The 26582-nt window shown below is 63.3% G+C and carries 23 protein-coding genes; 1 reads left to right on the forward strand and 22 read right to left on the reverse strand.

The features are described 5' to 3' along the window. Positions 1 to 17 precede the first annotated feature (17 nt). On the forward strand, positions 18 to 806 hold the full coding sequence (locus CZ375_RS03825) for a ZIP family metal transporter (RefSeq protein WP_077597973.1): 789 nt from the start codon (positions 18 to 20) through the stop codon (positions 804 to 806). 95 nt (positions 807 to 901) lie between these two features. On the opposite strand, the gene CZ375_RS03830 is transcribed toward CZ375_RS03825, so the two are convergent. From CZ375_RS03830 to ppdK, 22 genes are all read right to left on the reverse strand, one after another. Next, positions 902 to 2620 carry a proline--tRNA ligase gene (locus CZ375_RS03830; RefSeq protein WP_077597974.1) on the reverse strand — a complete coding sequence of 573 codons (1719 nt, stop codon included), beginning with the start codon at positions 2618 to 2620 and terminating at the stop codon, positions 902 to 904. 126 nt (positions 2621 to 2746) lie between these two features. Then, complete coding sequence (ispG, locus tag CZ375_RS03835; protein WP_077597975.1) at positions 2747 to 3829, reverse strand: flavodoxin-dependent (E)-4-hydroxy-3-methylbut-2-enyl-diphosphate synthase; 1083 nt, start codon at positions 3827 to 3829, stop codon at positions 2747 to 2749. Positions 3830 to 3837: 8 nt separating this feature from the next. Then, complete coding sequence (locus tag CZ375_RS03840; protein ID WP_077597976.1) at positions 3838 to 5187, reverse strand: M50 family metallopeptidase; 1350 nt, start codon at positions 5185 to 5187, stop codon at positions 3838 to 3840. Next, a complete protein-coding gene (gene dxr / locus CZ375_RS03845) occupies positions 5184 to 6383 on the reverse strand; it encodes a 1-deoxy-D-xylulose-5-phosphate reductoisomerase (RefSeq protein ID WP_234966850.1) in 1200 nt (399 codons plus the stop codon). Before dxr ends, CZ375_RS03840 begins: the two co-directional genes overlap by 4 nt. Further along, positions 6380 to 7339 carry a phosphatidate cytidylyltransferase gene (locus tag CZ375_RS03850; protein WP_077597977.1) on the reverse strand — a complete coding sequence of 320 codons (960 nt, stop codon included), beginning with the start codon at positions 7337 to 7339 and terminating at the stop codon, positions 6380 to 6382. Before CZ375_RS03850 ends, dxr begins: the two co-directional genes overlap by 4 nt. Further along, positions 7336 to 8118 (reverse strand): isoprenyl transferase, encoded by a 783-nt coding sequence (locus CZ375_RS03855; RefSeq protein WP_077597978.1) that lies wholly within the window; start codon positions 8116 to 8118, stop codon positions 7336 to 7338. The genes CZ375_RS03850 and CZ375_RS03855 overlap by 4 nt, the downstream gene beginning before the upstream one ends. Then, entirely contained in the window at positions 8119 to 8664 is a 546-nt protein-coding gene (frr, locus tag CZ375_RS03860) for a ribosome recycling factor (protein ID WP_077597979.1), read from the reverse strand. It abuts the gene before it with no gap. Between the two features lie 13 nt (positions 8665 to 8677). Next, positions 8678 to 9394, reverse strand: coding sequence for a UMP kinase (gene pyrH, locus CZ375_RS03865; protein WP_077597980.1), 717 nt, complete (start codon positions 9392 to 9394; stop codon positions 8678 to 8680). A gap of 167 nt (positions 9395 to 9561) precedes the next feature. After that, a complete protein-coding gene (gene tsf / locus CZ375_RS03870) occupies positions 9562 to 10431 on the reverse strand; it encodes a translation elongation factor Ts (RefSeq protein ID WP_077597981.1) in 870 nt (289 codons plus the stop codon). Between the two features lie 53 nt (positions 10432 to 10484). Next, positions 10485 to 11246 (reverse strand): 30S ribosomal protein S2, encoded by a 762-nt coding sequence (gene rpsB / locus CZ375_RS03875; RefSeq protein ID WP_077597982.1) that lies wholly within the window; start codon positions 11244 to 11246, stop codon positions 10485 to 10487. A 214-nt stretch (positions 11247 to 11460) separates the two neighbouring features. Continuing rightward, positions 11461 to 12384, reverse strand: coding sequence for a tyrosine recombinase XerC (locus tag CZ375_RS03880; protein ID WP_077597983.1), 924 nt, complete (start codon positions 12382 to 12384; stop codon positions 11461 to 11463). Continuing rightward, on the reverse strand, positions 12377 to 13711 hold the full coding sequence (gene trmFO, locus CZ375_RS03885) for a methylenetetrahydrofolate--tRNA-(uracil(54)-C(5))-methyltransferase (FADH(2)-oxidizing) TrmFO (protein ID WP_077597984.1): 1335 nt from the start codon (positions 13709 to 13711) through the stop codon (positions 12377 to 12379). The genes CZ375_RS03880 and trmFO overlap by 8 nt, the downstream gene beginning before the upstream one ends. Before the next feature lies 1 nt (position 13712). Beyond that, positions 13713 to 14648, reverse strand: a complete 936-nt coding sequence (locus CZ375_RS03890) for a DNA-processing protein DprA (protein ID WP_077597985.1) — start codon at positions 14646 to 14648, stop codon at positions 13713 to 13715. Next, on the reverse strand, positions 14641 to 16155 hold the full coding sequence (locus CZ375_RS03895) for a YifB family Mg chelatase-like AAA ATPase (RefSeq protein ID WP_077597986.1): 1515 nt from the start codon (positions 16153 to 16155) through the stop codon (positions 14641 to 14643). The genes CZ375_RS03890 and CZ375_RS03895 overlap by 8 nt, the downstream gene beginning before the upstream one ends. Continuing rightward, positions 16155 to 16712 carry a YraN family protein gene (locus tag CZ375_RS03900; RefSeq protein ID WP_234966851.1) on the reverse strand — a complete coding sequence of 186 codons (558 nt, stop codon included), beginning with the start codon at positions 16710 to 16712 and terminating at the stop codon, positions 16155 to 16157. The genes CZ375_RS03895 and CZ375_RS03900 overlap by 1 nt, the downstream gene beginning before the upstream one ends. 181 nt (positions 16713 to 16893) lie before the next feature. Beyond that, entirely contained in the window at positions 16894 to 17679 is a 786-nt protein-coding gene (locus tag CZ375_RS03905; protein ID WP_077597987.1) for a ribonuclease HII, read from the reverse strand. 76 nt (positions 17680 to 17755) lie between these two features. Beyond that, positions 17756 to 18097: a 50S ribosomal protein L19 gene (gene rplS, locus CZ375_RS03910; RefSeq protein WP_077597988.1), complete on the reverse strand. Its 342-nt coding sequence runs from the start codon at positions 18095 to 18097 to the stop codon at positions 17756 to 17758. 123 nt (positions 18098 to 18220) lie between these two features. Next, entirely contained in the window at positions 18221 to 19963 is a 1743-nt protein-coding gene (locus CZ375_RS03915) for an ABC transporter ATP-binding protein (protein WP_077597989.1), read from the reverse strand. 3 nt (positions 19964 to 19966) lie between these two features. Then, positions 19967 to 21748 (reverse strand): ABC transporter ATP-binding protein, encoded by a 1782-nt coding sequence (locus CZ375_RS03920; RefSeq protein ID WP_077597990.1) that lies wholly within the window; start codon positions 21746 to 21748, stop codon positions 19967 to 19969. Positions 21749 to 21866: 118 nt separating this feature from the next. Further along, positions 21867 to 22448: a TetR/AcrR family transcriptional regulator gene (locus CZ375_RS03925; RefSeq protein WP_234966852.1), complete on the reverse strand. Its 582-nt coding sequence runs from the start codon at positions 22446 to 22448 to the stop codon at positions 21867 to 21869. 120 nt (positions 22449 to 22568) lie between these two features. Further along, a complete protein-coding gene (locus CZ375_RS03930; protein ID WP_077597992.1) occupies positions 22569 to 23645 on the reverse strand; it encodes a deoxyguanosinetriphosphate triphosphohydrolase in 1077 nt (358 codons plus the stop codon). A 77-nt stretch (positions 23646 to 23722) separates the two neighbouring features. Next, positions 23723 to 26485 carry a pyruvate, phosphate dikinase gene (gene ppdK / locus CZ375_RS03935; protein WP_077597993.1) on the reverse strand — a complete coding sequence of 921 codons (2763 nt, stop codon included), beginning with the start codon at positions 26483 to 26485 and terminating at the stop codon, positions 23723 to 23725. Positions 26486 to 26582: the final 97 nt, after the last annotated feature.

Consider the following 26582-nt stretch of genomic DNA (forward strand, 5'->3'; position numbering starts at 1 on the left):
TTCCTTAGGGGTTACGCATGGATGCAAACGTCGCATGGGGCATCCTCGTGCCCTTTCTGGGAACCACGCTTGGTGCGGCGACCGTCTTCTTCATGAGAGGCTCGCTTGACCGAATGGTGCAGAGGGCCCTCACGGGCTTTGCTGCGGGGGTCATGGTTGCGGCGTCCATCTGGAGCCTGCTGGTGCCCGCCATGGACGAGAGCGCCGCAATGGGCCGCCTCGCCTTCATCCCCGCAGTGGTTGGGTTCTGGGCAGGCATACTCTTCCTCCAGCTGCTGGACGCCATCATCCCCCACCTTCACCTTGGAGAGGGCGACAGAGAGCCCGAAGGCGTCAAGAGCGGGCTGCAGCGAACGACCCTCATGGTGCTCGCGGTCACCCTGCACAACCTTCCGGAGGGCATGGCGGTGGGAGTCGTCTATGCAGGCTGGCTTACGGGGGACTCGAACGTGACTGCCGCAGGAGCCTTCGTGCTGGCCCTGGGCATTGCCATCCAGAACTTTCCTGAGGGGGCCATCATCTCCCTTCCCCTAAGGTCCGAGGGCGCGAGTCGCACGAGGTCGTTCCTTGGGGGTTTTCTCTCGGGTGTCGTAGAGCCCGTGGGGGCCGTGCTCACCATCATTGCCGCCCGGTCCGTAACCCCGCTTCTCCCCTATCTGCTGAGCTTCGCCGCAGGGGCCATGATCTACGTGGTGGTGGAGGAGCTAATCCCTGAGATGAGCGAGGGAGAGCACAGCAACGTGGGAGTCCTCATGTTCGCACTCGGCTTCACCCTCATGATGGCGCTGGACGTGGCCCTGGGATAGCGCCTCTCGGGCAAGGGTCCCGACCATGGGACGCCCCCTCCCATGAGGCCTTGGGAGGGGGCGTCCTCGCATGAGGCGATCAGATTGCCATGGGCCTAGATGCGCTGGGACTTGACCCTCTCGGCCAAGAGCTCGACGAGCTCGTCCAGCGCAACGTCGCTGCGCTCGCCCGTCTCTCGAACCTTGAGCTCCGCGTTCCCGGCCTTGACGGCCCTCTTTCCGCAGACGACCTGGAACGGGAAGCCCATGAGGTCGGCATCCGCGAACTTGACGCCCGGGCGCTCCTTGCGGTCGTCGAGCACGACCTCGATCCCCGCCTGGCTGAGCCGCTCAGCCAGGTCGACCGCGGCAGGCCAGACGAGGTCGTCGTTCACGTCCAGGGGAACGATCTCCACCTCATAGGGGGCAACGGAGACAGGCCAGCAGATGCCCTGCCCGTCATGGTGCTGCTCGACCACCGCGGCGAGCATGCGAGAGACGCCGATGCCATAGCAGCCCATGAGGAAGGGCCTCTCGCGACCGTCCTCGTCCGCGAAGGTCGCCCCCATGGCCTCGGAGTACTTGGTGCCCAGCTGGAAAACCTGGGAGACCTCGATGCCGCGGGCCGACTTGAGGGGCGCTCCGCACCTGGGGCAGCCGTCGCCCTCCCGCGCGCCGGCAAGGTCGAGCCACTCGTCCACCTCGAAGTCACGGCCGGGGCGGGCGCTGAGATAGTGGAAGCCCTCCTCGTTTGCCCCGATGGTCCAGCGGACGCTGCCCTTGAGGGAGACGTCCGCGACGATGCGCAGGTCCTTGCTGGCACCAATGGGCCCCATGTAGCCCGCAACCAGCCCTGCCCGCTCAAGCTCGTTGGCGGACATCATCGCGTAATGCCCAAAGGCATGCTCGGCCTTCACGTCATTGAGCTCGTGGTCTCCTGGGAGCAGGGCGAGCACGAGGCCCCCATCCTCAGCGACCAGGGCCACGGACTTGCGACAGGCGCCCTGCTCCACCCCCAGGAAGGAGGCGAGCGCCTCGAGCGTTCCCTCGACGGGAGTCGCGACCTTCTCGAGCTCGCCACTCCCGGGACCCTCGGGAATGTCTATGACCGAGGCGGCCGCCTCGGTATCCGCCGCGAATCCGCAGGAGTCGCAGTAGACCAGCTCGGCCTCGCCAGAGTCTGCAAGCGCCATGAACTCGACCGAGGTGTCACCGCCGATCTGACCGGAGTCCGCGACCACGGGAAGGGCGCGCAGGCCCGCACGCTCGCAGATGCGGGCGTAGGCGTCCTTCTCCTGGTCATAGCACTCCTGCAGAGACTCCTGGGTCGCGCTGAAGGAGTATGCGTCCTTCATGATGAACTCCCTGCCGCGCATGAGGCCGAATCGAGGCCTGAGCTCGTCGCGGAACTTGTCCTGAATCTGATAGAGCGTGACGGGGAGCTGCTTGTAGCTCCTCAGCTCGTTGCGCACGAGGTCCGTGAAGGACTCCTCATGAGTGGGGCCAAGGGCATAGGGGTGGTCGTGGCGGTCGTCTATGCGCATCAGCTCGGGGCCATAGACCTCCCAGCGGCCGCTCTGGTGCCAGAGGGCGGCGTCGGTCAGGATGGGAACCTGCATCTCCTGTGCGTCGATGGCCTCCATCTCCTCGCGGATGATGGACTTGATCTTGGCGATGGATAGCCACGCCAACGGCAGGTAGCTATAGAGCCCGGACGCGCCCTTGCGGATCATGCCCGCACGCAGCAGCAGCCTGTGGCTTGCCAGCTCTGCGTCGGCAGGGTCCTCCTTGAGCGTGGGAGCGTAGAGCCTTGACATCTTGGCATAAGTCTTCACGTCAAATCCTTCCAACCTCGCTCGGGGCGAAGCCCCAAGAGTTGCATGCGAACGTCAATGGTAAACCTAGCCTCACGCAAGAGAGGCCTCAATGCGGTCAGGGGCAGACGCCTCCTGGGAGCAAGCCTACTCGAAGCGAGAGTGAATCTCGTCGATGAGCGCGTCAACGACCTCCTCTTCGGCAACGCTGCGAATCTTCTTCCCCTCCTGGAAGAGCACGGCACGGCCGTGCCCGCAGGCAACGCCCAGGTCGGCGTCTCGAGCCTCTCCAGGGCCATTGACCACGCAGCCCATGACGGCAACGGAGATGGGGGCACGGACGTCAGCGAGGCGACGAGAGACCTCCTCGGCCATCTTGATGAGGTCAACCTGGCAGCGGCCACAGGTGGGACAGCTCACAAGCTCGGGCCTGAGCCTCCTCATGCCCAAGGCCGAGAGGAGGTCCCAGGCCACGTTGACCTCCTCGACGGGGTCTGCCGTGAGCGAGAGGCGCATCGTGTCCCCAATGCCCTCCTCCAAAAGAATGCCGACCCCCGCGCAGTTCTTGACGGTACCCTGACGCAGGGTCCCCGCCTCCGTGACGCCAACGTGCAGGGGAACCTGAGGAAGCTCCCTTGCCAGGGCGCGATAGGTCTCGAGCGTGATGGGCACGGAGTGCGCCTTGGCCGAGAGGACGATGTCCGCAAAGCCCCGTCCCTCGAAGTGCTCTACGAAGGAGCTGGCGGAGGCGACGAGCTTCTCGCTCAGGCTCAAGTCCTGCCTGTCGTCAAACGCGGGGTCGAGGGACCCCGCGTTGACCCCGATGCGGATGGGGATGTGGGCGTCCCCCGCGGCATCGATGACGGCGTCCACTCGCTCGAAGGAACCTATGTTCCCCGGGTTGATGCGCAGGGCCGCCGCCCCACGACGCGTTGCCTCGATGGCAAGACGGTAGTCGAAGTGGATGTCGGCAACCACGGGAAGCGGGCTCTCGGCACAGATGCGAGAGAAGCCGTCGAGCGAGGCTGCATTGGGGATTGCAACGCGAATGATGTCGCAGCCAGCCTTCGCAAGATCGCCGATCTGGGCAAGCGTGGAGGCGGCGTCATCGGTCTTCGTGGTGCACATGGACTGAACCGTGACAGGGGACCCCCCGCCAACGGGAACGCCGCCGACATGCACTCGTCGCGTCCCCTCCCTGGGGAGGGGGGGCTTGGGCTGGTCGTTCATTTCAACTCCTAACCCGCCAGAATGCTACCGATGTCATTTCGCAGCGCGAAGACGAACAGTGCCAGAAACAAGGCAAGGCCCACGTAGCTGACGGCATTTTGAACACGCACGGAGAGAGGCCTGCGGACGATGAGCTGCACGAGCTCTATGGCCACCTTCCCCCCATCGAGAGGGGGGATGGGAAGCAGATTCATGAATCCGAGGGACAAGGAGATTACGGCGGCAAAGAGCAGCAGGCTGTTCGGCCCCTGGGAGGCGGCCTTGCTCGCCATGGCAGAGATTCCCACGACGGACGAGGTGCCCTTGAGGGTCTCGAGGCTGTAGCGAGGCGTGATCAGCCTCAGGGCCCCCTCCCCCACCGCCGCGGCATAGCGCAGGGCGGCACGGAAGGCCTCGCCGAGGGCAAGCCGCCTCATCAGCGTGGGAGGAGCTATGCCTATGACGTCAACCGGCTGGCCATCGGGCAGGTCAACCACCAGGTCTCGCTCCTCCCCAGAGCTGATGACGCGGATCTTCAGGTCCTTGCCTTGGGGGAGGAGCTCATGAAGGCGAGCGACTATCGACGACCAGTCGTCGACGGGCGCACCATCGATGGAGATGACTTTGTCCCCCGGCCTGACGCCCGCCTCCCACGCGTATCCCCCCTCGCTGACTGACCCCATGACGTTGGTGTTCTCGGCAACCTCAACGCCAAGGGCGGAAAGGCTGAAGGTGACGATCAGGAGGGCAAGCAAGACGTTGAGCGCGGGGCCAGCGACAAGCACCAGGACACGCGAGATGAAGCCATGCCCAAGATAGGTGCGACCGCGCTCCGCGGCGAGAAACTCCTTGAGGTCCCCCGCTATGGGACGAGCAGCCCCCGCCATGGTTGACCCCGCGACAGAAAGGTCATGGCCCCGGTCATACTCCGTGAGCATGTCCGCGTCGCGCGGCAGGGTCTCGAAGCGTTCGCCGCCTCCGCAGTCCCTGATAGACGCCCAGTCGCTCAGGGTAAGGAGCAGGGAGAGCGCCCTCTCCTCATCTATCCCCAGCCGCACGGCCACCTCAGACGGCGTGCAGCCGCCCCAGGACTGGACAAGGCCCAGGCAAGGTGCCAGAAGCTCGTCCTGACTCCCCTCCATGCCACAGATGCGCGTATACCCGCCGAGGAGGACGGGGGTGACGCCGATCTCCGTGCCGCGCGTCCTTGACTTGTACGAAAGCTTCAACCTGCATGGCATGCCCAGGAAGAACTCCGTGACACGCATGCCGAAGAAGCGTGCCGCCAGGTAGTGGCCCAGCTCGTGAACGAAGACGAGGACGGAGAGAACGAGCGCGCCCCAGAACACGGCCGAGGCGACCGAGGCAAGCGCGCTCATCGCGACACCGTCCCAAGGTGCTCGGCCGCTCGCGTGCGCGCCCATGAGTCGACCTCCATGAGCTGTTCCAGTGACTCGACGGGGGACGGCACGCAGTCATCCATGACCTCGGACACAGCCCGCTCGATGTCAAGGAAGCCGCAGAGGCCGCGACGGAAGGCGAGGTTCGCCACCTCGTTGGCGGCGTTCATCGCGCAGGGCAGCGTCATTCCCACGCGACCCGCCCTTCTGGCGAGCTCGAGGCAGCCGAAGGCCTCCTCGTCAGGGTAGGCAAAGCTCATTGGCCGCAGCTCTCGATATTCCACGCGCTCGCAGGGGCTCTCCCAGCGATCGGGATAGCTGAAGGCATATTGGATGGGAATGCGCATGTCAGAGGGACCCAGCTGAGCCTTCACGCTGCCATCGGAAAACTCGACCATGGAGTGCACGCGGCTTTGGCGGTGCACGAGGACCCTGATTCGGTCTATGTCCACGCCAAAGAGCCTCGTCGCCTCGAGGACCTCAAGCCCCTTGTTCATGAGCGTCGCGGAATCGATGGTGATCTTTGGGCCCATCTTCCAGGTGGGGTGGCTCAACGCCTCGGCGGCGGTGACACGAGAGAGGCGATCCCTGCCCCAGCCGAAGAAGGGGCCGCCAGAGCAGGTGAGCCAAAGGGCATGTACGTCAGAGCGCCCCTCCCCCACCAGGCACTGGTAGATCGCGCTATGCTCGGAATCCACCGGAATGAAGCGACCTGGTTGCGCCAGGGGCATGAGGAGGTCCCCGCCGACCACGATGGACTCCTTGTTGGCGTAGGTAAGGATCTTGTTTGCCCTGAGCGCCGAGAGCCCTGCCCTGATGCCTGCAAATCCCACGACGGCGTTGAGCACGCAGTCGACCTCGTCCATCTGGACCAGCTCCTCAAGCGCGTCCGGCCCAAAGCCACAGCAGCAAGATGAGGGGAGCTCGGACAGGACCGGGTCGGCGGCATGGGCGGGGTCTGCAACGACCACATGACGCGCCGAGAACTCCCTGGCCATTTCCACGAGCCTCTCGGTTGACGAGCTGACGGAGAGGGCGACGACCTCAAGCCTGTCAGGGTGTCTGCGGCATACGTCCAGGGCCTGCGTGCCAATGGAACCTGATGCGCCCAGTATCGCGAGGCGCAGGGGCGCGGTGCTTGCGGGCACGTGGGCCACCCGCTCGAAGATACTCAAAGAACGCCTCCAAGTCGAAGCAGGAGAAAGGCGACGGCGCAGCCGAAGAGCATGGAGTCAGACCTGTCCAAGAGGCCTCCATGGCCTGGCAGAACGTTTCCAGAGTCCTTTACGCCCACACCGCGCTTCACGCGGGACTCGAAGAGGTCTCCGGCAACCGCCATGATGCCCACAACGGGCCCCGCGACAAGGGCGAGTGGCCAGCCTATCCCCGACACGGGTATGACCGCCATCACGAGCCAGATGAGCACGCTGCCCGCAAGCCCCCCGAAGAGGCCCTCGATGCTCTTGTTGGGAGATATCTTCGGCGCAAGCTTGTGCCTGCCGAAGCGCGTGCCCACAAAATATGCCGTCGCGTCGTTCAGCCACACGGAGCCCATCACGCCGAAGGCGAGGAGACCCCCGTCGAAGCCGGGGGCAGCAGACCTGATGGTGACGATCGTCGAGAACATGAGCGAGGTGTATATGGGTCCGAAGGCCGTAAGGGCCACGTCGGCGATGCCCGCACGCGGGGTCATGACGTACCAGACGGCGCAAAGCACCATCATGAGAAGCAGCACGTAGAGCGTTGCGGAGCCATGCGACGCAAGCGGGGCCAGGGTGAAGAGAATCGACGCGCCGAGCCCCAGAATCTCGTTGGGCTCATGCCCGCCCATCCGGGACATGCGGAAGAACTCCGAGCAGCAGGTCCACGCCATGGCGGTGACGAGAACGGCAGTGGGGACCTTGCCCCAGAAGAGGCAGACGACCGTGAGGATGGCATACACGGCCCCGGTTGCGGTGCGCGTCAGGACCTTTTCGGTCCAACCTCGGGCCTTCTGGCCGCGAAGGTCGCCCGCGGCCCTTGCGCTCTCCTTGGCCTTTCGCACGAGCTCCAGGCGCTCTATTCCCCTCTCGATGCCCCTTGCGTGAGGCTCCGGGCCTTCCATGCCCCCCTTGCCCTGGCGCTCCCTCATGCGGATATTCCTCCAAAGCGTCTGTTGCGAGACTGGTAGGCCAAGACGGCCTGGAGATAGTCCCAGCGGCTAAAGTCAGGCCAGTAGCGCTCACTCACGTAGAGCTCCGCATATGCAAGCTGCCAGAGGAGGAAATTCGAGAGCCTGAGCTCTCCTGAGCTGCGTATGAGAAGGTCAGGGTCAGGAAGGCCCGCCGTATAGAGCTTCTCCTCAAGCATCCGCGAGTCAATGTCGTTGGGGTCGAGCTCGCCTCCGGCGGACATCCGCGCCAGCTCCCGGGCGGCACGCACGAGCTCCGCCCTCGACCCATAGTTGACAGCCAGGGCAAAGACCATGCCGTCGTTGCCCTGCGTGGAACGAAGCCCCTCTTGGAACACCTCGAAGGTCTCCTTGGGAAGCGCCGTGAGATCGCCGAAGAAGCGCAGGCGGACGTTTTCCTGATGAAAGAGGGGCAGCTCCTCAAGCAGAGTCGTCGCAAAGAGGTGCATGAGAAGGTCGACCTCGTGCTGGGGCCTATTCCAGTTCTCCGTTGAGAACGCATAGACGGAGAGGACGTCTATGCCAAGGCGAACGCTTGTCGTCACGGCCTCGCGCAGGGAGTCCACGCCAGCGACATGGCCAGCAGACCTCTCGAGGCCGCGCTCCTGCGCCCATCTGCCGTTGCCGTCCATGATGATGGAGACATGGCGGGGCATGCGTGACAGGTCAAGGGAGCCAAGCTTGGCCCCCTCATCCCCCCGCGAGAAATACTGACGTAGCTTTTCCTCGTCTACCTGCACCTAAATCTCCATGACCTCGGCGGTCTTGCTCTTGAGAAGCTCATCGATCTTCTCGATGAAACCGTCGGTAACCTTCTGAATGGCCTTCTTCTCACGGGCGATATCGTCCTCGGAGAGCTCCTCGTCCCTCTCGGCCTGGTTGTTGGCATCGCGTCGAGCGTTGCGAACGGAGATCTTGGCGTCCTCCGCGTAGCGGCTGCAGTCCTTTGCGAGCTCGCGCCTGCGCTCCTCGGTGGGCTTGGGGAAGGGAAGACGGATGCTCACGCCATCATTGCTCGGGGTGATGCCGAGGTCAGAGGCCTCTATGGCACGCTCGATCGCCTTCAGGACACTCTTGTCCCAAGGCTCGACCACGAGCATGGACGCCTCGGGCACCTTGACGCCGGCAAGCTGTGTGACGGGCGTCATCTGACCGTAGTAGTCAACCCTGATGTCATCGAGAACGTGGGCGTTGGCACGCCCCGTGCGGACCTTCGCAAAGTTGTGAAGCAGTGCGTCAACGCACTTCTCCATGTTGCGCTTGGCGGAATCGCTGTACTCGCTCATGTGCTCTCTCCTATTATTCTACGACGGTGGTACCTATGGCCTCGCCACGAAGAGCGCGTTCGAAGATCTGGTCTCCATCGAGGTCAAAGACCATGATAGGCATATGGTTGTCTTTGCAAAGCGCGGTTGCCGTGGCATCCATGACATGGAGGTTGCGACTCAGCACCTCAGCGTAGCTGATGGTATCGAACTTCTTTGCGTCGCTGTTGGTGACGGGGTCCGCGTCGTAGATGCCATCCACCTTCGTGGCCTTCATGAGGACCTCTGCGCCTATCTCACACGCGCGCAGGGCGGCGGCCGTGTCCGTAGTGAAGTAGGGGTTGCCCGTGCCCGCGGCGAAGATGGTGATGCGGCCCTTTTCGAGATGCCTGATGGCACGGCGGCGGATGTAGGTCTCGGAGACCTGATGCATCTCGATGGCGCTCATGACGCGGCAATGCATGCCGGCATGCTCGAAGCTGTCCTGGAGGGCAAGGGAGTTTATGACAGTTGCAAGCATGCCCATGTTGTCACCTTGGGCGCGGTCCATTCCGGCGGCGGCGCCGGACAGCCCCCTGAAGATGTTTCCGCCGCCCACGACCACGGCGATCTGAACACCATCCTCGTAGGCGGGCCTGATGTCAGAGGCGATCTTCTTGAGAACAACGGGATCGATTCCAAAGTTCTTCGAGCCCATGAGAGCCTCGCCGGAGAGCTTCAGGAGCACACGCTTGTACTTGTAGTCAGACAAAACGAACCTCCGTAGGTGGGGCGGAGCCTGCGACGACGCCCATCAGGGCATCCGAAGTCCAGATGATTCTATCAGAGCCAATGGGCTCCTTGCGAAAGCAGACATTCACGACAAAGAAGGGGCCGGCACCCAAAGGCGCCGGCCCCTCTCATGCTCTGGTCGCCTTGTTACTCGCCAAAGGCAAAGCGCACGAAGCTCTTGATGACGATGGTGTCGGAGCAGTCCTTGCCGACCTTCTCGGCAAGAGCGGAGATGGTGGTGGAGGGGTCCTTGATGAACTCCTGCTCGGTAAGGACGATCTCCTTGTAGAACTTCTCGAGCTTGCCGGCAGCCATCTTCTCCTGGATGAACTCAGGCTTGCCAGACTCGGCAGCCTGGGCCATGTAGATGGCCTTCTCGTGCTCGATGGTCTCCGCGGGCACGTCCTCGCGACGAGCGGAGACGGGTGCCGCGGCAGCGACCTGCATCGCAACATCATGTGCAAAGGTCTTGAAGGTCTCGTTGGCACCGGTCTCGGAGGCGGAGAACTCGAAGGTCACGATGTCGGCAAGCTTGCCGCCCAGGTGAATGTAGGAGGAGAGCGCACCGGACTCAACGCAGACGCGCTGGAAACGGGTGACCTTCATGTTCTCACCGATGACGTGAATCATCTCGGTGAGCTCATCGGCAACGGTGACCTCGCCCATCGTGCATGCCTTGAGGGCATCGACGTCCGCCGGATCGCTCTCGACGACGACCTTGGCAAGATCTGCGGCAAAGCCAGTGAACTTGGGGTTGGTGCCAACGAAGTCGGTCTCGCAGGTGAGCTCAAGAATCGCGCCAGTCTTGCCGTCCTCGGAGATGTAGGTGGCAATGGTGCCCTCGTTGGTGTCACGGCCGGCGCGCTTGACGGCCTTGGCAACGCCCATCTTGCGAAGGACGTCGACGGCGGCCTCGATGTCGCCGTCGGCCTCGACGAGGGCCTTCTTGCACTCCATCATGGGAGAGTCGGTCATCTCGCGAAGCTGCTTGACCATAGCTGCGGTAATCTGGGCCATTGTTCCCTCCTTGGGATTACGTTGCGAACGTGTCAGAAAGCCATCGGCCTGGGCTACTCGGCTGCGGGAGCCTCGACCTCGACGGCAGGGGTGGTCTCGCCAGCAGCCATCTCCTCGACGGAGATCTGCTCCTTGCCGGAGCCGGCAAGGACGGCGTCAGCGACAAGCTCGCACATAAGGCCGACGGAGCGGATGGCGTCATCGTTGGCGGGAATGCCGAAGTCAACGACATCAGGGTCGGAGTTGGTGTCGAGAAGGGCGATCACGGGGATGTGAAGGCGGTTGGCCTCACGGATGGCGATCTCCTCGCGCTTGGAGTCGACCACGAAAATGGCCTGGGGAAGGGCCTTCATATCGCGGACGCCGCCGAGGTTGCGCTGGAGCTTCTCGAGCTCCTTGGTGAGAACGGCCTGCTCCTTCTTGCCACGCGCGGCCATGCTGCCATCTTCGACCATGGCCTCGAGCTCCTCCATGCGGTCGATGCGGGAGCGCATGGTCACGAAGTTGGTGAGCATGCCGCCGAGCCAGCGCTGGTTGATATAGGGCATGCCGGAGCGGGTGGCCTGCTCGGCGATGGGCTCCTGAGCCTGCTTCTTGGTGCCCACGAAGAGGACGCTGCCGCCCTTGGACGCGGTATCCTTGAGGAAGGTGTAGGCCTGGTCGGCGTTGACCACGGTCTGCTTCAGGTCAAGGATGTAGATGCCGTTGCGCTCGCCGAAGATGTAAGACCTCATCTTGGGGTTCCAGCGCCTCGTCTGGTGACCATAGTGGCAACCAGCCTCGAGCAGAGTGCGGATGTTGATCTTGACAGCCATGTTCTAACCTCCGTTGGTTGTTCCTCCGCGCGAGTCAACCCCCTCTGAGCCACCCCTCGCTTGGCTTTAGCGAGGGGCACCACGGCCGAGAAGTCATCGCACGTGTGAATTTATGCCGTGTGGTTACACGACAAGCAGGCATTGTATCAGCAGATCGTGGCAAATGCCACCGACACCACATACCCACATATGTCGGCTGCTTTTGCCTGGCCGGCTACTCCCCCCGGGGGTGAGCCTGACGGGCGGCGTCCTTGAGCCTGTCCACGGAGAGGTGCGTATAGATTTGCGTTGTTGACAGGCTTGCATGCCCCAGCAGCTCCTGCACGCTGCGTAGGTCAGCCCCTCCCGCAAGAAGCTCCGTTGCGAATCCGTGGCGAAGGGAGTGTGGGGTCAGGCCCTCGTCCACGCCGGCCCTCTTTGCAAGCTGGGCGAAGGCGTGCCTGAGAGCGTCGGCGCCCATCTCCTTTCCCCTTGCGGAGATGAAGACGGACGCACAGGCCCTTTGGCCGCCTCGCGCGAGGAGCTCCCTTCGTGGGCCCTCGAGATACGAGGCAAGGCGGGAAAGCGCCCCTGGGTAGAGGGGAACGATCCTCTCTTTGGAGCCCTTGCCAAACAGCTTGACCTGCCCCCGGGCGAAGTCCACGTCAGCGACCTCAAGCGACGCGATCTCCGAGATTCTCGCCCCAGAGGCAAAAAGCAGCTCGACGAGGAGGGCGTCACGCCTGCCCACGGCGTCTTCCCCGCAGGCAGAAATCATGCGGGCCACGTCATCGACCGAGACCGCCTTTGGAAGCGCCTTGGAAAGCCTGGGGCTTGCGATGGTGGAGATGGACGCCGGGACATCCAGCCCCTCTCGTTCCATCCAGCGAAAAAAGGACCTGAGGGACGAAAGGCGTCTGCCGATGGTCTTGTCGGAATAGCGCGCGCGCGTGAGCTCAGCCAGGTACCCCCTGAGCTCGCGGTGCGTGGGGGCAAGGGGGTCGATGCCCGCGCGCACCGCCCACGCGCCATAGGCATCCAGGTCACAGCCATACGCACGCACCGTGTGCTTGGAGAGCTTCCTCAGGGTCTCGAGATTGCCCAAAAAGCGAGGCACGAGGTCATCCAGGGAGGTTCCCGCCGTGGGTTTCTCACTCATTGGGCGACGGGAAGAGGTCGGGCCTGCTGGCAAGGTAGGCGTCCATCTCGGCACTCGCTCGATCGGCATACGCCTGGTAACGCTCCCGCTTTTTCAGCCTGGCGCCCCCAAGAGGAGGGACAAGGCCAAAGTTCACGTGCATGGGCTGGTAGCACTCCGTGGCCGGATCAGTCGCGTAATGGACGAGAGACCCCAGCGCGCCGGTGCGCGGAAGGCTGACTCGATCGAGCCCTCTCAGGTCTGCGTAGGTGTTGAGGGCGGCAAGAAGGCCTGACGCGATGGCCTCCGCGTAGCCCTCCGTACCCGTGATCTGGCCAGCGAGCCGCACCCTTGTGCCCGGGATGGCAAAGCTGCCGTCGAGCACCCTGGGGCTGTCCACGAACGAGTTGCGATGCATGACGCCATAGCGGAAGAACTCGGCGTTCTGCAGGCCGGGAATCATGCGAAACACGCGCGCCTGCTCGCCCCAGGCAAGATTCGTCTGAAAGCCCACAAGGTTATATGCCGTCCGATCGACGTTCTCCGCCCTAAGCTGGACGGCTGCCCATGGCCTTCTTCCAGACCTTGGATCGCTCAGCCCGACGGGCTTCAACGCCCCGAAGCGCAGGGAGTCCCGCCCCGTGCGGGCTACCTCCTCGACAGGCTGGCAGGCGTTGAAGAGGTCGCTCTGCTCGAAGTCCCGAGAGACCACGCGCCGGGCGCAGATCAGGGCATCGTAGAACGCGTCGTACTCCTCACGGCTCATGGGACAGTTCAGGTAGTCGCCCTGCCCCCCCTCCTCGTAACGTGACTGAGAGAAGACCACGCTTCGGTCAAGCGACTGGGCGTCAACGATGGGAGCGGCCGCATCGTAGAACGAGAGGGCGTCGCTTCCCAGAATCCCTGTCAGCGAACTGAACAGGGCGTCGGAGCAAAGCGGCCCGGCGGCGATGACGCAGGGGCCCTCCGGGACGACGCGCTGCTCCTTGCGCTCCACCGAGATGAGCCCGCAGCCCTCAACCTCCCGGGTGACCAGCTCCGAAAAGCGTTCCCTGTCAACTGCCAGGGCCCCTCCCGCAGGAACGGCAGACTGCTTGGCAAGGCTCAGGAGGCGAGAGCCCATGGCCTCAAGCTCCTCCTTGAGCAGCCCCGCAGCACTGTCATGACGTGTTGACTTAAGGGAGTTGGAGCAGACGAGCTCCGCAAACGAGTCGCTGCCATGAGCGGGGGAGCTTGCCTGGGGCCGTTGCTCCATCAGACGCACGCGAACACCTCGCCGCGCGAGCTGAAGTGCGCATTCGCACCCGGCAAGACCGGCACCAACAACCGTGACCTCATCTGTCCCCATGTCACTCCCCTCCTGTGACCGCCAACGGCCCAAGCTCATCTGCGTGTTTTTCGACCATTCTACCGTGCGCAAGGTAGGCGGCCTCGCTCAGGCTGTATCGCCCATCGGGAAGACGCACCACCACGCCCCTGCACTCGTAATCCGAAAGGGACCGCAGGACGTTCACGACGCGCTCGCTCAGGTGCCTTGCCAGATCGTCTGCCCTCATGGGCTCTGCTATGAGAGACGAGAGGATGCGTCCCTCGGGTCGCTCCGACCCCTCCCTCAGCATGCGCAGGACGCCATAGTCAAGTGAGATGCGCTGCTCCAGGTCCAGCTCTGACGCGATGACGTAGGCCCCGTCGGCAATGAGCTGGTTCGCCCCCGCCGACTCGGCAGAGAAGATGCTTCCAGGCACCACGTATAAGTCTCGCCCAAGCTCGCTTGCCGCAAGAGCCGTTGAGAAGGTGCCCGACCTCACCCCTGCCTCGCATATGAGGATGCTCTGCGAAAGGGCCGCAATGACCCTGTTTCGCTTGGGGAACGCATAGCGGCGAGGGGGCGTCCCCCAAGGCTCCAGCGAGATGACCGCGCCCTTGGACCTGGAGCGGTCGAACACGTCCGCAGAGGAGCTTGGGTAGACGAGGTCGGCTCCGCACCCCGCGACCACTATGCTCGTCCCGCCCGCATCGAGCGCCGCACGCCCGGCAGCTGAATCGCAACCCATGGCACCGCCCGAAACCACCACGATGCCGGACTCCGCGGCGACCCTGCCGCCAAGGCGAGCGGCGGCGAGGCCATAGGGGGTGGCACGCCGCGCGCCAATGATCGAAATGCTTCGCTCCCGCAAGGCCTCGGCGCACCCCATGCCATAAATCAACTCGGGGGGTCGGTCAAGCTCATCGAGTCCCTTGGGCCACAGCTCGTCCCCAGGGCGCAGAACCCAACCCTCAGACATGTGCTCCACCCTCCTCTCCCAGGCGATTCCTGTAGCTGCTCGCCTCGAGAACGTGCGGGCGCAGGACGCGGTCGCTTTGCTCGACGTCGGCGATCGTCCGCGCGACATGGGCCATGCTCACTATTGAGCGCCCTCCCAGCGCAAGCCTTGACGCAAGCCCCTCGAGCGCGCCCGCTGCCGCGGCGTCAAAGCGGAGTGCCGACGTAAGCGGGGCGCCCTCCCCATCGGCCTCGCGGCTTCTCCAGCTCGCGCGGGCACGGGCGTCACAGACCCTCTCTCGCATGCCCCTTGAGTCCATTCCGCGCTCGCCCGCTATCACAACGCCGGAGCCAGGTCGCCTTACCTCAACGTGAAGACCGATGCGATCCATCAGTGGCCCACCGATGCGGCCCTGGTATTGCAGGATGCGCGCGGCGCTGCAGCGGCAATGATGCCCCTCGTCGCCAAGATAGCCGCAGGGGCAGGGGTTTGCGGCGGCAACGAGCTGAAAGTCGCAGGGAAACGAGTAGACGCCATCGACTCGAACAAGCCTCACCGCCCTGTCCTCCATGGGTTGCCTGAGTGCCTGCAAGACGTTGCCGGCGAACTCGGGCAGCTCGTCCAGGAAGAGCACCCCCTTGTGCGCGAGCGAGATCTCTCCCGGAATGACGGGACGACCCCCTCCGACCAATCCTCCCAGTGAAATGGAGTGGTGAGGGGCCCTGAACGGCCTCTGCCTGGCCGAGAGCGCGGAAAGGTCTTGTCCTGAAACGGAGTGCAGGAGGAGCACCTCCTCGAGCTCACCCTCCTCGAGGGGAGGCAGAATCGAGGGAAGGCGGCGGGCAAGCATGGTCTTTCCCGAGCCGGGAGGGCCAACCATGAGCAGGCCGTGCCCTCCCGCCGCTGCAATCAGCAGCGCACGCTTCGCCTCCTCCTGTCCATGCACGTCACTGAAGTCGAGCCCATCGCCCTCGCAAGATCCTCCCTCAGGCCCATTGGCAAGACGAGGGGATCTTCCAAGCCCGTCCTCACCAGCGCGCAGGTCCGAGAGCCGATCCAAGGCGCGGACGTCTCCCTTGGGGCCCCTTGCCCCAGACGCCCCCTTGGCACAGACGAGGGCCCTGCCCTGCTGGCGCGCCAAGAGCTGATAGGCGACGTTCCCCCTGGTGGCACACACTGAGCCATCAAGCCCGAGCTCGCCCACATAGAGGTGGTGCTCAAGACCCTGTCGAGGTATCTGCCCGCTCAGCATCAGGATCGCGACGGCAATGGGGAGGTCGAAGCCCGTCCCCGTCTTCTTGATCGACCCCGGCGCGAGGTTGATGGTGAAGTGCAGCCTCGGCATCTTGAAACCGCAGGCCTTGAGGGCACACCTCACCCTTGACCGGGCATCGAGGACACCCGTGTCGGGCATGCCGACGATAGTCAGACCAGGTATTCCTCCCGATGCGGCAACCTCGACCCGAACGGGCTGCGCCTGGGCCCCACGCAGACAGGCCGAGCTTACGCTGACGCTTCCCTCCCCCATCAGCTATCCCAGGAGAAGGCGCCGACGAGGTGGCGCAGACGAGCGCTGCGCTCGCCGTCGATCGTGATGGCGATGACGTCGAACCGCACGCTGTACACCTCAGGATGCTGGTAGAGATACATGAGCGCAATTTTGCGATAGCGCCGCTGCTTCTCTGCGTCCACCGCAAGCTCGGGGATGGCCTCATCGCCGCCACCCGTACGAGAGTTGCGCGTCTTGACCTCCACAAGCACCACGCAGCCGTCGTCCAGCGCCACGATGTCTGCTTCACCACCAGGATTTCGCAGCTTGCGTTCCAGGATCTCGAAGCCGCGGCTCTGAAGGTAGGTTGAGGCAAGGAGCTCGCCCTGGTCGCCCAGGCCCTTGCCCGTCGCGGCATGCGCCCCCGCTCCGCAGGACCCCATGAGCTCCGCGTCATCCCCATCTGCCGCCGTCCAGGCTTGCCCATGTGCGAAGAGTCCCGAAAACTCCTCGTCCAGGATTTCTTCCTCGCGATCGTAGCCCTCGTATGCGCCCCTTCCAAAGACCTGCTGCGTCAAAAACGACCTTTCGACCACCCTTGCCTCCTTACCCCAATGGAACGGAGCAAGAAGCCTGACGGACCAGACTGGCCGGTCCCTGAGCTTTGGCTAGCAGACAGCTTGCAGGCGACAAGCGAGCGCGGCCCTAGTGACAGCGGCCACGCCGCTAAGGACCACGACCTGATGTTGAAAAGTGCTTTCAGCCAGAATCGGTCGCCTAGAAGAGACGGGCCGGCTCTATGAAATTCCCACAGAAGCTCACGCGATGCAGGGGGGTCAGTCCGTGCATGCGGATTGCCTCGATATGGGAGGGCGAGCCATATCCCTTGCACTCGTCCAGGTGGTACTCGGGATACTCGCCGGAGTAGCCAACCATGAGGTCATCCCTGGTGACCTTGGCAACTATCGACGCCGCGGCGATTGACGCAATGCGAGCGTCACCCTTGACAAGCGTTCTTTCCTTGGGATGGGCGTGAACGGGATTTCCGTCAATGAGAACGCAGTCGGGATCGACGCCGGTATCCTCGACCGCCTGCGCCATGCCAACGCGAAGTGCGGCGGCCATGCCCACGGCGTCGATGGCCTCGGGGGCAACATGCGCGATTCCGATTGCCTCAGCACGGCAGACGATGTCGGCGGCAAGCTCGCTCCTGCGCTTCGGGGAAAGCTGCTTTGAGTCGTTGATGCCCCAGACTATGGGCTCCGCGGGAAGCACCACCGCCCCAATGGTAAGCGGGCCCGCAAGGGCACCCCTCCCCACCTCATCCACGCCTACCACCACACCACCGCCGGAAAGCTCGTCCTGGAGCCTGTACATGCCGAGGACGCGCTCCCGCTCCGCCCGAGCGCGGTCACGCCTTCTTACGGCCGCTTCGATCGCGTGGACGACCTGCCTGCGCGGATCGTCTCCATAGCGGTCGAGAAGCAGGTCAAGCTCCTGTTCCGGAGCACCCGATATGAGCGCCGCAACCTCTCGTGCACTAGCCGCGTGCGTAGCTGACACCTTGCATCATCTCCATATGCAAAGAAGGCCGCCCCGGTTTCCCAGAGCGGCCTTTGCGGGCAAGGGGGCAGGGCCTCTAGCGCTTCTCGCGCAGGCGGGCGGCCTTGCCGACGCGATCGCGGAGGTAGTAGAGCTTGGCGCGGTGAGCAATGCCGTGACGAACGATCTCGAGCTTGGCGATCTTGGGGCTGTGCAGGGGGAAGGTGCGCTCGACCCCGATGCCGAAGCTGATCTTGCGAACCGTGAAGGTCTCGCGAGAGCTGCCACCGCTCAGACGGATGACATCGCCCTGGAAGACCTGCTCGCGCTCGCGGTCACCCTCCTTGATGCGGTAGTGAACCTTGACGTTGTCGCCGACCAGAACCTGAGGGATGTCCTCGCGGATCTGCTGGCGCTCGATGGCGCGGATGTAGTCCATGTTTTCCTCGTCTCTAGAGGTGCCGCCATACCAGAGCGACACATAGGTTTACACACAGAGCGGAATTATAGGTCAGCTCGGTCCCAAGGGCAAGGTTCGCACAACGCACATTTTCCAGGCGACCTACCCCTGCGTAGCGAGGCGCCAGCCTATGGTCTTCTCGCGCATGTCCACGAACTTGCGATAGATGCCGGGTTGTGCCATAAGCTCTTCGTGGCTGCCGCACTGGGCGAGGCGGCCCGCATCGATGACGGCTATCTGGTCCGCATCGCGCACCGTCTTGAGCCTGTGCGCGATCATGATGACCGTCTTGCCCCTCTTGAGCTCCTCGACCGCCATCTGCAGCTCTCGCTCATTCTCGGGGTCGACATTCGCCGTCGCCTCATCGAGCACCACGATGGGCGCATCCTTGAGGATGGCCCTGGCGATGGATATGCGCTGTCGCTCCCCGCCGGAAAGGGTGGCCCCGCCCTCGCCGATGCGGGTCTCGTAGCCCTTGTCGAGACGCTCGATGAAATCGTTACAGCAAGCCCTTCTTGCGGCCTCCATCACCTGCTCCCTCGTTGCCTCGGGGCAGCCGAAGCGAATGTTGTTCTCGATGGTGTCGTCGAAGAGGTACACGCCCTGGAATACGATCGAAAAGCTCGCAAGCAGTGAGTCCACGTCCCACTCCCTGACGTCCTTTCCGCCGACGAGCACTTGTCCCTCGCTCACATCCCAAAAGCGAGCCATCAGGCGGGCGATGGTGGTCTTTCCGGATCCTGACGGCCCCACGATCGCACAGCTGCTCCCCTTGGGTATCGAGAGGGAAAGACCGTCGATGACCCTGCGGTTCTCATAGGAGAACGACACGCGGCGCAGCTCGACGCCCATCTGGCCGCCGTCAGCCTTGTAACTTCCGCCCTCCATGACGGGCTCCGCTATGAGCTCGTTCACCTTGTCCATCGAAAGGTCGATCTGCCTGAGAACGCTCGAAAACAGTCCCGCGAGCTCGAGCTTGGCAAAGACCATGAACGACGCCACCACCATTACCAGGCAGGTTGCGGTAGGCATGTCACCCGCCAGCCACAGCCCTATGGAGAGCAGGCACATGAGCACGCTCGCTGACTTGCACACAAGGGTCTCCAGGGCCGCGAAGAGCATGAGGCGGAGCTCTGCGGCGATGTTGACGGCCTCGCATTCCCCAATGGCTCTCCCAAGCCTCCCCTCGACGCGGTCAAGCAGGCAGAACGCACGGACGACGCCCATTCCCTGCACGTACTCCAGCACTGCCCCGACAAGCGAGCGCTGGGCCTTCACGCGCCGGGAGGAGAGGGCGCGAGACGCGCTCTGCATGAGGGCGTTAATCAGGAGGATGAGCGCTATGGCAGAGAGGGCCAGCAGGCCGCACCTCCAGTCCATGGCCCAGAACATGAGGGCCATGATGCAGGAGAGGACCATGCCCGATATGACGGACGAGTAGACGAGACCTCCGATGTTCTGCACGTCATCCAGGGTGTTCGTCATGGTGCTCGCCATCTCGCCCAGGCTGCTCGAGTTGAAGTAGCCCATGGGGAGGTAGCGCATCCGGTCTCCTATGGCGGAGCGCTTTTCGGCACACATGGAGTAGTTGCCGTCACAGAAGTTCTCGCTCTTGAAGTGTGCCGTGACGAAGCTCCCTCCTATGGAGAGCAGCATGACCGCCAGGGAGGAGAGCGCCGTATGCGCGCCCGCGGCCCCGTTTGCGACATCGGCAAGCACTATTGCCAGGGCCCATATCTGCACCGACTCGAAGAAGGAGTTTGCAATGGACCACGCCATGCCCCGAGTGAGCTTTTTGGAGCTCTTACCGCCGAACTCGAAGTACTTGCGTATGGTAGAGACCATGTCCTATCCCCTCTCGATGTCGACGGAACCAGATTCGTCACGAGCCCCCATGTGCGCGTGATACATGTCGCGATAGAGCTCGCAGGCTGACATCAGCTCGGAATGCGTGCCACTGGCCTCGATGCGCCCGTCCCTCACGACGACGATGCGGTCCGCGTCGACGACGGTCGAAAGCCTGTGGGCGATGACGACGAGCGTCTTGCCGGCAACGAGGCGGGAGACGGCGGCCTCGACCTGCGCCTCGCTCTCCGGGTCCGTGTAGGCGGTCGCCTCGTCCAGGATGACGATCGGGCTGTCGTGAAGCATCGCACGCGCGATGGCGATGCGCTGGCGCTCTCCGCCTGACAGATGCCCGCCACCGCCTCCCGCTATCGTCTGATAGCCATTCTCGAGTGACTCGATGAACTCATGGCAGCCGCTTTGGGCGGCGATGCGCATAACCTCCTCGTCACTCGCGTCGGGACGGCCCATGCGAATGTTTTCCATGATGGTCTCATCAAAGAGGTAGTTGTCCTGGGAGACGTATGCGATGGCATCGCTCAGCTGACGGGCGCTCAGACTGCTCAGCGGTCTTCCCCCAAGGGACACGCAACCTCCGTCGCAGTCCCAGAATCCCGCTATGAGCCGCGCCAGGGTGGACTTGCCAGACCCGGATGGCCCCACCAGCGCGGTGACCTTGCCAGGCTCTATGCTCAGGCTCACATCGTGAAGAACCTCCGTCGCACCATAGGAGAAGCTCACCTTCTCGAGGTCGATCCCAGGCACCTGGACGCCCTGCAGGTCCTGCGAGCGGGCCTCGTCGGCGCGGCGCTGCTCCTCCTGGTCGAGGACCTGCGCGATCTGTTCGACGGTCGTTCCCACCTGGGCCAGGGAGTCCATGAAGCTCATGGCCGCATAGAGCGGCGGGAAGATCGCGAGAGACAGCACGGCCACCAGGACGAAGGTCGCAGGCTCCAGGCTGCCGGAGGCCAGCAGCAGGCAGCCCACGGGCAGCACGCCCACAAGAGACGCGGGCATGATGGAAAGGCCAAGGTCGGACCAGATCTGGCAGTGGGCCATCCAGTCTATGAACGAGCGGGCATACCCCCAAACCGCCTTCGAGAACTTCTCGTACGAGCTTGCTGAGCGGCCGAAGGCCTTGATGACCTCGATGCCATTGACATACTCGATGGCTGCCGACGACATCTCGTTGCCGCTCGTGACGGTACGTCCATACCATTTCTCGTAGTCGCGCATCATCTGGGCAAACGCCAGCGCGCCCACCGGGATCGTCACGAGCGAGACCAGGGCGAGCCTCCAGTCGAGGCAGAACATGTATCCCAGCACGGCCAACGGCACGAGCAGGTTGCTCGTCATCTCGGGAACGGCGTGCGCAAGCGGGGTCTCTATGCCGTCGACCTTCTCCACCATGACCGTTTTGAGCGTGCCCGAGGGCGTGTCCAGCACGTATCCCAACGGGACGCGCGTGAGCTTTGCCGCGAGGAGCCGGCGGATGCGAGAGATCGTCTTGAAGGTCGCGACGTGGGAAAGCCCCGTGGACGCATAGTGGAACAACAGGTATGCAAGGTAGCACAGGGCGGCAAAAGAGCACCAGCCAACGTAGAACGAGAGATCGTTCAGGCCATCGAGGACCCCCACGACCATGCGACCCGCGGCGTAATACGGCATGACGCTTGCCGCGACCCCGGCAACAGCCAACACCACCGACGCGAGGTAGTAGCCCCGATATGGTGCTGACCAATCGAGAAGCCGTTCGGCGGGCGTGCCGCCACCCTCTTTCTTCATGTGAAACCTCCTAGAGTAAAGTTAGCCTTAGCTTTCTCTAGGAGGTTATAACAATGTTATAACCTCCTGACAAGAGTTAGATGAAGATAAATCTACGGGTGGCATCTGAAGGCAGGTGCTAGGAGAACATGCCGCGTGCGCCCTCATGGAAGAAGCAGCCATAGGCATAGACGAAGCTCTGGGCTTCTCTGCGGCTCAGGCCGAGCACTATGGGCTGAAAGATTCCTTGAATGAATTGATTCACAATATAATCGAGGAGGACATGGCTCTGCCCCTCGTAGGCATCGTCATGAGCATGGACGGTGCGCTCGTATTCGATGGTGCTCATGAGCTCGAGCTCCATCAGGCGGTCCTTGTAGTGCTCCCAGGACGTACCCGACGAGCACGTGCAGATGAGGCGAAAGCAGTCGTAGTTGTCATACATGAAGTCAACGAGGCGGGCCATGGAGACACGCTCGAACTCGCCCATCGCATCCCAGCCCCGCTGCTCCTTGGGAAGCAGGGAGAATTCGGCAATGATTTGCTCGTAAAGCTCGACAAGGCCATCACCGGCGGCACTGACCACGGCATCGAACAGGTCCTCCTTCGAGTGGAAGTTGCCGTAGATTGCGCCCGTGGTGAGTCCCGCGTCATGGGCTATCGCGCGCAGCGACACGCCCTGAAAGCCGTGCTCGAGAAACGCCGACCTGGCGGCATCCAAAATGGCACTGCGAGAATCGCGTGACGGGGTTCGAGCTGCTTTCACCTGTGACACGGACTGCCCTCTTGAGATGTTGCTTATATCCACGAAATTCTATCATGGAGACAAAGAAAAAGGTACTTAGAAAGCCTCATTATATCTGCGCAGCTTCGGCACGCGCCAGGCCCTTGGCACCTTGAGCTCCTCGAAGACCCTGAGTGCATAGCGATCGGTCATCCCCGCCACGTAGTCGGCAACCTGCACATCGGGACGATCTTCGCTTGAGCGTCGGTACTCGTCTGGTATCTCGTCGATATGACTCACGAAGTAGTCGAAGAGCTCCTCTATCATGCGGTCGGCCTTGGGCTCCTCGTACTTGGCGTCTCCTTTTGTGTAGAGGTGATCGAAGAGAAAGGACCTGAGCTCGCTCAAAGCCCTCCAGACGCCCTCGGACATGAGGATGTCGTCTCTCCCGGAGCTTGCGAAGACGAGGTCCTGAACCATGGTGCTGATCCTGTCGGAGGAGCTGCGACCGAGCACCGAGCAGGGCCCACTGGGAAGGTCTTCCTCGCTGAGCAGCCCCGCACGCTCGGCGTCGTCTATGTCGTGGCACACGTAGGCGATCCTGTCCGCCTTTGCCACCACTCTCCCCTCGAGCGTCATCGCCCTCAGGCTTCCTCGGTGGCAACGGATGCCATCCAAGACCTCGTGGCAGAGGTTGAGACCCCTGCCCTGCCGCTCGAGCACCTCGAGTATGCGCACGCTCTGCTCGTTGTGGGAGAAGAGACGGAGTCCCTCCTCGCTTGCGGGGTCAACCTTTCTGTAACGCGAGATGGCGCGCGAGAGGGCTCGCTCCCCCACATGCCCAAAGGGAGTGTGTCCCAGGTCGTGCCCAAGCGCTATCGCCTCGGTGAGGTCCTCGTTGAGGCCAAGGGGACGAGCGATGTCGCGGGCGATCTGGGCGACCTCCAGGGTGTGCGTCAGGCGAGTGCGGTAGTGGTCTCCCTCCGGCGCAAGGAAGACCTGGGTCTTGTTCGCGAGCCTACGGAAGCTCTTGCTGTGCAGGACGCGATCCCTGTCGCATTGGAAGCAGCCGCGCAGCGCATCGGGCTCTTCGGGCACGCGCCTGCCCAGGCTCCGGTCGCTGAAGCAGGCATATGGGCTCAGAGTCTCATGCTCCCTGCGCTCAAGTTCCTCACGCACGATCGCCTTGCCCATGCATCCTCCCTCTCTAAAAAGAGAGGGAGGGACCCCTGGGGCCCCTCCCTCGTCTAGACAATCAGCCCAAGCATGAGCTAGGCGAGCTTCTTGGCACCGCCGTTGGACCTGATCTTGGCCTGCGCTCCAGCCAAGCGCGCGATGGGCACGCGGTAAGGGGAGCAGGAGACGTAGTCAAGGCCGAGGTCATAGTACATCTGGATGGAATCGGGATCTCCGCCCGTCTCGCCGCAGACGCCGCAGACGATGGTGGCGTTGGCCTTATGGCCACCCTGAACACCCAGCTCGACAAGCTTGGCAACGCCCGCGTCAAGGGTCTCGAAGGGGTTGGTCTTAAGAAGCTTCTTGTTGAGGTACTGCGGAATGAAGGCGCTCTCGACGTCGTCGCGGGAGAAGCCGAAGGTGGTCTGCGTGAGGTCGTTCGTGCCAAACGAGAAGAAGTCGGCGAACTTACCAATCTCATCGGCGGTCACGGCGGCGCGCGGGAGCTCGATCATGCAGCCGATGGGAATGTTGAGCTCGACGCCCTCGGACTCTGCGACGGACCGGATGACGTCCTCAATCTGCTCGCGAACGAGCATGAGCTCCTCGACGGAGGAGATCAGGGGAACCATGATCTCAGGCTTAGGGTTGAGGCCCTGCTTCTTCAGGGTGGCGGCAGCGCTGGCGATCGCGCGGACCTGCATGTCGTTGAGCTCGGGGTAGACGATGCCAAGGCGGCAGCCGCGCAGGCCGAGCATGGGGTTTGCCTCCTGGAAGGAGTCAAGCCTGGCAAGACGATCGCGCATCGCCTTCAGCTGCACCTCGTTCTCGCCGCGACCTTCGGCGTGGGCGATCTCTACGGCAAGCTCGCGGGGGTCGTCGAGGAACTCGTGCAGAGGGGGGTCAAGCAGGCGGACGATGACGTTCTTGCCGTCCATGGCCTTGAACATGCCCTCGAAGTCGCCCGTCTGTGCCTTGAGAAGCTGGCCTAGCGCCTGCTGCTTCTGGCCGTCGCTGTCGGCGAGGATGAACGACTGGATGATCTGCTTGCGCTCGCCCAGGAACATGTGCTCGGTGCGGTCGAGGCCAATGCCCTCTGCGCCAAAGTCGACGGACAGCTGCGCGTCCTCGGGGTTGTCCGCGTTGGTGCGAACGCCGAAGATGCGGCCACGAGACGCGTCGCGGCGGACGTCGTCGGCCCACTCGAGAATGACCTCGAGGTCGCCGGTGAGCTCGGGACGGGTCAGGGGAACCGCACCCAGGATGATGTCGCCCGTGGTGCCGTTGATGGAGATGATGTCCCCCTCGTGCAGGACGACGTTGGTTCCGGAGACGACGACCTCCTTGGCCTTTGCATCGATCTTGAGCGCCTCGGCACCGCAGACGCAGGGGGCGCCCATGCCGCGGGCGATGACGGCCGCGTGAGAGGTCTTTCCGCCATGAGAGGTGAGGATGCCCTCGGCGGCAACCATGCCCTTGAGGTCGTCGGGCGTGGTCTCCCAGCGCACGAGGATGCAGGGCTTCTCGATGTTGGAGTAGCGAACTGCGGCGTCCGAGGAGAAGACCACGGCGCCCACCGCGGCACCAGGGCTGGCGTTCATGCCCTTGGCTATGACGTTGAGCTTCGCCTTGGGGTCAAACTGCGGGTGCAGGAGCTGGTCAAGCTGGTCGGGGGCGACGCGCAGGAGCGCCTCCTCCTTGGAGATACGCCCCTCGTCGACCATCTGCATGGCAACCTTGAGCGCGGAGAGCGCCGTGCGCTTGCCCACGCGGGTCTGGAGCATCCAGAGCTTGCCCTGCTCGATGGTGAACTCTATGTCCATCATGTCGGCATAGTGGTCCTCGAGAATCTCGAAGACGTGGAAGAGCTGCTCGCCAGCCTCCTTGAGGGCAGGGATCTTGACGAGGTCGGCGATGGGCTCGGTGTTGCGGATGCCCGCGACGACGTCCTCGCCCTGGGCGTTCACGAGGAAGTCACCGTAGCGCTCGTTGGTTCCGTCTGCGGGGTTGCGGGTGAAGGCAACGCCGGTCGCGGAGGTCTCGCCCTTGTTGCCAAAGACCATGACCTGGACGTTGACGGCAGTTCCCAGGGAGTCGTCGATCTTGTTCTGCTTGCGGTAGAGAATGGCGCGCTCGGTGTTCCAGGAACCGAAAACGGCCTGCTCGGCAAGACGAAGCTGCAGGTAGGGATCGTCGGGGAAGGATGCGATGCCGTTGGGGGCAACCTCGGGGTGGGCCTGGGAGTCAACGTTCTTGGCAAAGATCGCCTTGAAGGTCTCGGTCAGTTCCTTGAGGTCCTCGGCGGAGAGGTCGGTGTCGAGCTTGACGCCCTTCTCCTCCTTCTTGGCGTTGATGGCGTCCTCGAAGAGGTCGCCGTCGACACCCATAACGACGTTGGAGAACATCTGGACGAAGCGGCGGTAGGAGTCCCATGCGAAGCGCTCGTTGCCGGTCTGGGCGATGAGGCCCTGAACGGAGTCGTCGTTAAGGCCGAGGTTGAGGACGGTGTCCATCATGCCAGGCATGGAGAAGGGGGCGCCGGAGCGCACGGAGACGAGCAGGGGGTCTTCCTTGTCACCCAGCTTCTTGCCCATGCGCTTCTCGAGGTCTGCGCGATACTCGTCGATCTCGTCGAGCACGCCCGCGGGCCACACGTTGTTCTTGGAGTAGGCAACGCAGGTCTGGCAGGTGATGGAGAATCCCGGAGGAACGGGCAGGCCGATATTTGCCATCTCGGCAAGGTTTGCGCCCTTGCCGCCCGTGATCCACTTCGCCTCCTCTACGCTATTGCCAGCGACCTCGGTGACGTTGTTGCCGTTTTCGTCTGTGCCGAAACGGTAGACGTGCTTTTCAGCCATATGACACCCCTGATCTTCTTTACCGGAGCACGAGCTCGGGCCCGCGCCATTTGCAAAGAACACCTGCCAAGGAACTCGGCAGGTGTTCGCGAGAACA

The sequence above is a fragment of the Olsenella urininfantis genome, assembly GCF_900155635.1.
GTDB classification, from domain to species: Bacteria; Actinomycetota; Coriobacteriia; order Coriobacteriales; family Atopobiaceae; genus Olsenella_G; species Olsenella_G urininfantis.